The organism is Corynebacterium sp. HMSC058E07 (assembly GCF_001809885.1).
Lineage (GTDB): Bacteria > Actinomycetota > Actinomycetes > Mycobacteriales > Mycobacteriaceae > Corynebacterium > Corynebacterium macclintockiae.
Genome location: NZ_KV799269.1, coordinates 1 through 3363 on the forward strand (window position 1 = coordinate 1; position 3363 = coordinate 3363).

2 protein-coding genes and 3 tRNA genes are annotated in these 3363 nt (G+C 64.7%); 3 read left to right on the plus strand and 2 right to left on the minus strand.

The annotated features are described in order from the left end of the window. Window positions 1-61: 61 nt before the first annotated feature. Both HMPREF2678_RS03670 and hisC read right to left on the minus strand, forming a co-directional pair. The gene (locus HMPREF2678_RS03670) at window positions 62-829 is read right to left on the minus strand and encodes a hypothetical protein (protein WP_141747009.1); all 768 of its coding nucleotides are present in this window, start codon (window positions 827-829) and stop codon (window positions 62-64) included. Window positions 830-833: 4 nt separating this feature from the next. After that, window positions 834-1940 (minus strand): histidinol-phosphate transaminase, encoded by a 1107-nt coding sequence (gene hisC, locus HMPREF2678_RS03675; protein ID WP_070550964.1) that lies wholly within the window; start codon window positions 1938-1940, stop codon window positions 834-836. A 199-nt stretch (window positions 1941-2139) separates the two neighbouring features. Here hisC and HMPREF2678_RS03680 point away from each other — a divergent pair. The 3 genes from HMPREF2678_RS03680 (at window position 2140) to HMPREF2678_RS03690 (ending at window position 3037) form a co-directional block, all read left to right on the plus strand. Continuing rightward, window positions 2140-2224 (plus strand) — tRNA-Ser (locus HMPREF2678_RS03680). A gap of 166 nt (window positions 2225-2390) precedes the next feature. Further along, window positions 2391-2463: transfer RNA gene (locus tag HMPREF2678_RS03685), tRNA-Arg, on the plus strand. A 501-nt stretch (window positions 2464-2964) separates the two neighbouring features. Next, a tRNA-Arg gene (locus HMPREF2678_RS03690) sits at window positions 2965-3037 on the plus strand. Window positions 3038-3363 lie beyond the last annotated feature (326 nt).

Here is a 3363-nt window from a genome sequence, read left to right on the forward strand (position 1 = left end):
TCCATGTCCAAAAACCCTATGGACATAACAAAGCTAGCCCACCAGGGCTAGCTTCCCCCGCCTAGCTGGCGCGGAAAACCTCCGCGACCATCGGCAACTCCTCGAGCCCCGCTCCCGGTGTACGCACCAGGAGCGGGGCTCCTGGCATTCCAGACTCAAACCCCACCCACTTCAACCTCCGCGTATCCACCGCGCGTCGCCCCACCCGAAACCACCACACAGCGTGCCCCACCAACGCCCACGAATCATCCTCAAAACGCACCACAAACTCCCGATCCCCCAACTCCGCGCGCCGCAGGCCGTCCAGCGCAGCCGCGTTCTCCCCCGCTGCCACCGCAAACCTCGCAGACGTCAAACGCTCCACCACGCCCAAACGATGCACAAACCCCTCCGCATCCTCCACCACCAAAGGAGCCCCCGCCCGGCACGCTCGCACCGCCCGAAAACGCCACACCACCGGCTGAACCCCCGCCCGCCGGCCGCGCACAACCGCCCACCCCAGCGGCTCCCCCGGCTCCACGGACAGCGATACCACCGGCCCCGGATCGGCCGTCTCCACCACGACAGTCCGCGGGGAAGGGGAGGCCGAAGGGGCGTCACTAGGCACGCCAGAGAGCGCCCCAGGAAGGACCGGGGCGAAAGAATACGGGTGACGGCGCAACAACTCATCGCACGCCTCCACCAGCTCCGCGTCGGTGGCGTTGAAGCCCACGCCCACCGACTCCAACTGAGCCCACAACTGCGCAAACGGCACCGAAGGCTGAGCCTCCCACGCCGCGCGCAGACGCTCCACCACGGCGGGAATGCGCGTCGGATCCTCCGGATGCACGGCGCTAGTCGGCCTGCGTGGCGTTAACCAGCTCAGCGGCCGGCAAAGCCCTATCCAGCGCGCGGAGCAGCACATCCGTCTCCTCCGGCGTCGTCACCGTCACGCGCACGCCCTCGCCCGCGAAGCACCGCGCGATGACACCCTCGCGCTTCAGCGCCTCGTCCAGCGCCTCCGCGCGCTCGCCCGCGTTCAGCCACACAAAGTTCGCCTGCGACGGGTACGTCAGCGGCTCGGCTGCCCCGGCCTCGTCAGCTCCAGCCGGAGCAACCCCAGCCAGGTACGCCTCCACCCGCTCGCGCTCCGCCACCGTCGCGTCCACGCGCGCGGCCAGCTCGCCCTGAGCCTCCACGCTCGCGATCCCCGCCGCCTGCGCCAGTGCGTTCACGCCGAAAGGAATCCCCACCTTATTCACGGCCTCCACCAGCTCCGCCGGCCCGACCAGGTACCCCAGCCGCAGCCCCGCCAGCCCATACGCCTTCGAGAACGTCCGGCAGACCGCTAGGTTCGGGTAGCGCTGCAGCTCCTCCAGCGCCACCGGAGACTCCGCATCCCGGTTGTACTCCACATATGCCTCATCCAGCACAACCGTCACGTCCACAGGCACGCGCCCCATAAACTCGCGGAACTCGTCACGGCTCACCGTCGTGCCCGTCGGATTATTCGGGTTGCACACAAAAACCAAGCGCGTACGCTCGCCGATCGCGTCGCTCATTGCCTTGAGGTCATGACGCCCACTCTTCAGCGGAACACCCACCCCAACCGCACCGGCGATCTTGCACAGGATCGGATATGCCTCGAACGACCGCCAGGCGTACACAACCTCATCGCCGTCCTTACAGGTGGCCTGCACCAGCTGCTGGCAGATGGCGGAACTGCCGTTTCCTACCGCCACATTGTCGAGGTCCACGCCCAACCACTGCGCGAGCTTTCCACGCAACGCGCCCGAAGCCATGTCGGGGTAGCGGTTGAGGTGCGAGGTGGCGTCATTAATAACGGCACTTACAGAAGGCAACGGGGACAGCGAAGACTCGTTGGAAGCCAACTTCAGCGCGCCCGGCTGGGTGGAGCCGGGGACGTATGCGGGCAGGGAGGAAAGATCGGGGCGAATCATACTGCACAGTGTAGTTGGCGGGATGGACGGGGCCGCGGATCGGGGAGTGTGCGGTGGCAGGGCAGATGGGATGTGGCTAGGGCAAATGGGGGAGCGGATCGGGGATTGTGCGGGATTTTGGGGAAGGTGGGCAGGTTGTGTAGGCTAAATCCGGTCGAGATTGTGGAAACTGGAAACGGTACGCCATAATACGACGTACGGAGGCGTGCCAGAGCGGCCGAATGGGGCTCCCTGCTAAGGAGTTGTCCCTTAGGGGACCGCAGGTTCAAATCCTGTCGCCTCCGCAACTTCGACAGAGCGTGGAACGCCTGAGCTGCCCACATAGCTGCCCGGTTACTTGTGGTGAGGTTCCGGGGCTAACAGCTGCGGACAGTGTTGTGGGGCGTGTGGTGCGCCTGTGGTGGTCCGCTGGGATTGTGCCGGCGTGAAGCGCTTTGTCGAAGTTCCCAAGCGCCCGTAGCTCAACGGATAGAGCATCTGACTACGGATCAGAAGGTTGGGGGTTCGAATCCCTCCGGGCGCACAAATTTCCCCCGTGACCGGCGGTTTTCCGCTGGTTGCGGGGGTTTGTGTTGGTTGGGGTTTGCAGAGCGTGCGCGGGTGCGCACGCGGAGCGTCAGCACGGCGCGCGTCTTCCCGACTGCCGCGCGCATGCGGTAGCGTGCGCGCCGCAGTTGGTGTGCGGCTACAGCGGCGGTCGCGGAGCGATCGCCTCCGCACACCCGCACACTTCGGCTGCTGAGCCTTCCGGCGCGCGTCGCGCGCCGCGTTTGCGCCTCATCCCCGCGTTCGTGCTGATTCCCCCGTTGCCTTTCCCGTTGTGATTTTCGTTGTGATTCCCGTTGCGCCCGCGGCGCACCACCCCGTTCCCATGGTGAACCACCCCGTTCCCATGGTGCCCGCGGTTCCATTTGCGCAGGTGAGGAAGGAATTTGTTGTTTTGTGCCCGCGGTGTGTAAAGTAAATCTGCGTTGCAGGGGTAACCTTGCAGACCTAATCGCAAGCCCATTGTGGTGGCGATGATGCGCCCGTAGCTCAACGGATAGAGCATCTGACTACGGATCAGAAGGTTGGGGGTTCGAATCCCTCCGGGCGCACAAATTTCCCCCGTGACCAGCGGTTCCCCGCCGGTCGCGGGGGTTCTTGCATTGACGCGGAGCCTTGTGTTTGTCCCCCGTGGCTTTGCGTTGGCGAGGGGGCGAGCACCACCTGCCAAGGAGTGGGCACGACCTGCCGAGGGTGGGAACTGCTATCTCTTATTCCTCTTACTCGGGAGACGCGGGCAATCGGGCGATTCGATAGCCGGGCGAGGAGGGGAATGTCCCAAATTCCACGTCTTAGAATATAACTATTCTGTTTGCGCAGGTCAGAGCCTCGCGATTTTTTGCTGCAGACCCGCTACTTTCAATAACTCGAAGATTTG

Coding starts and splice junctions, on each gene's coding strand:
- hisC (WP_070550964.1), bottom strand. CDS start 1,940: ATGATTCGCCCCGATCTTTCCTCCCTGCCCGCATACGTCCCCGGCTCC.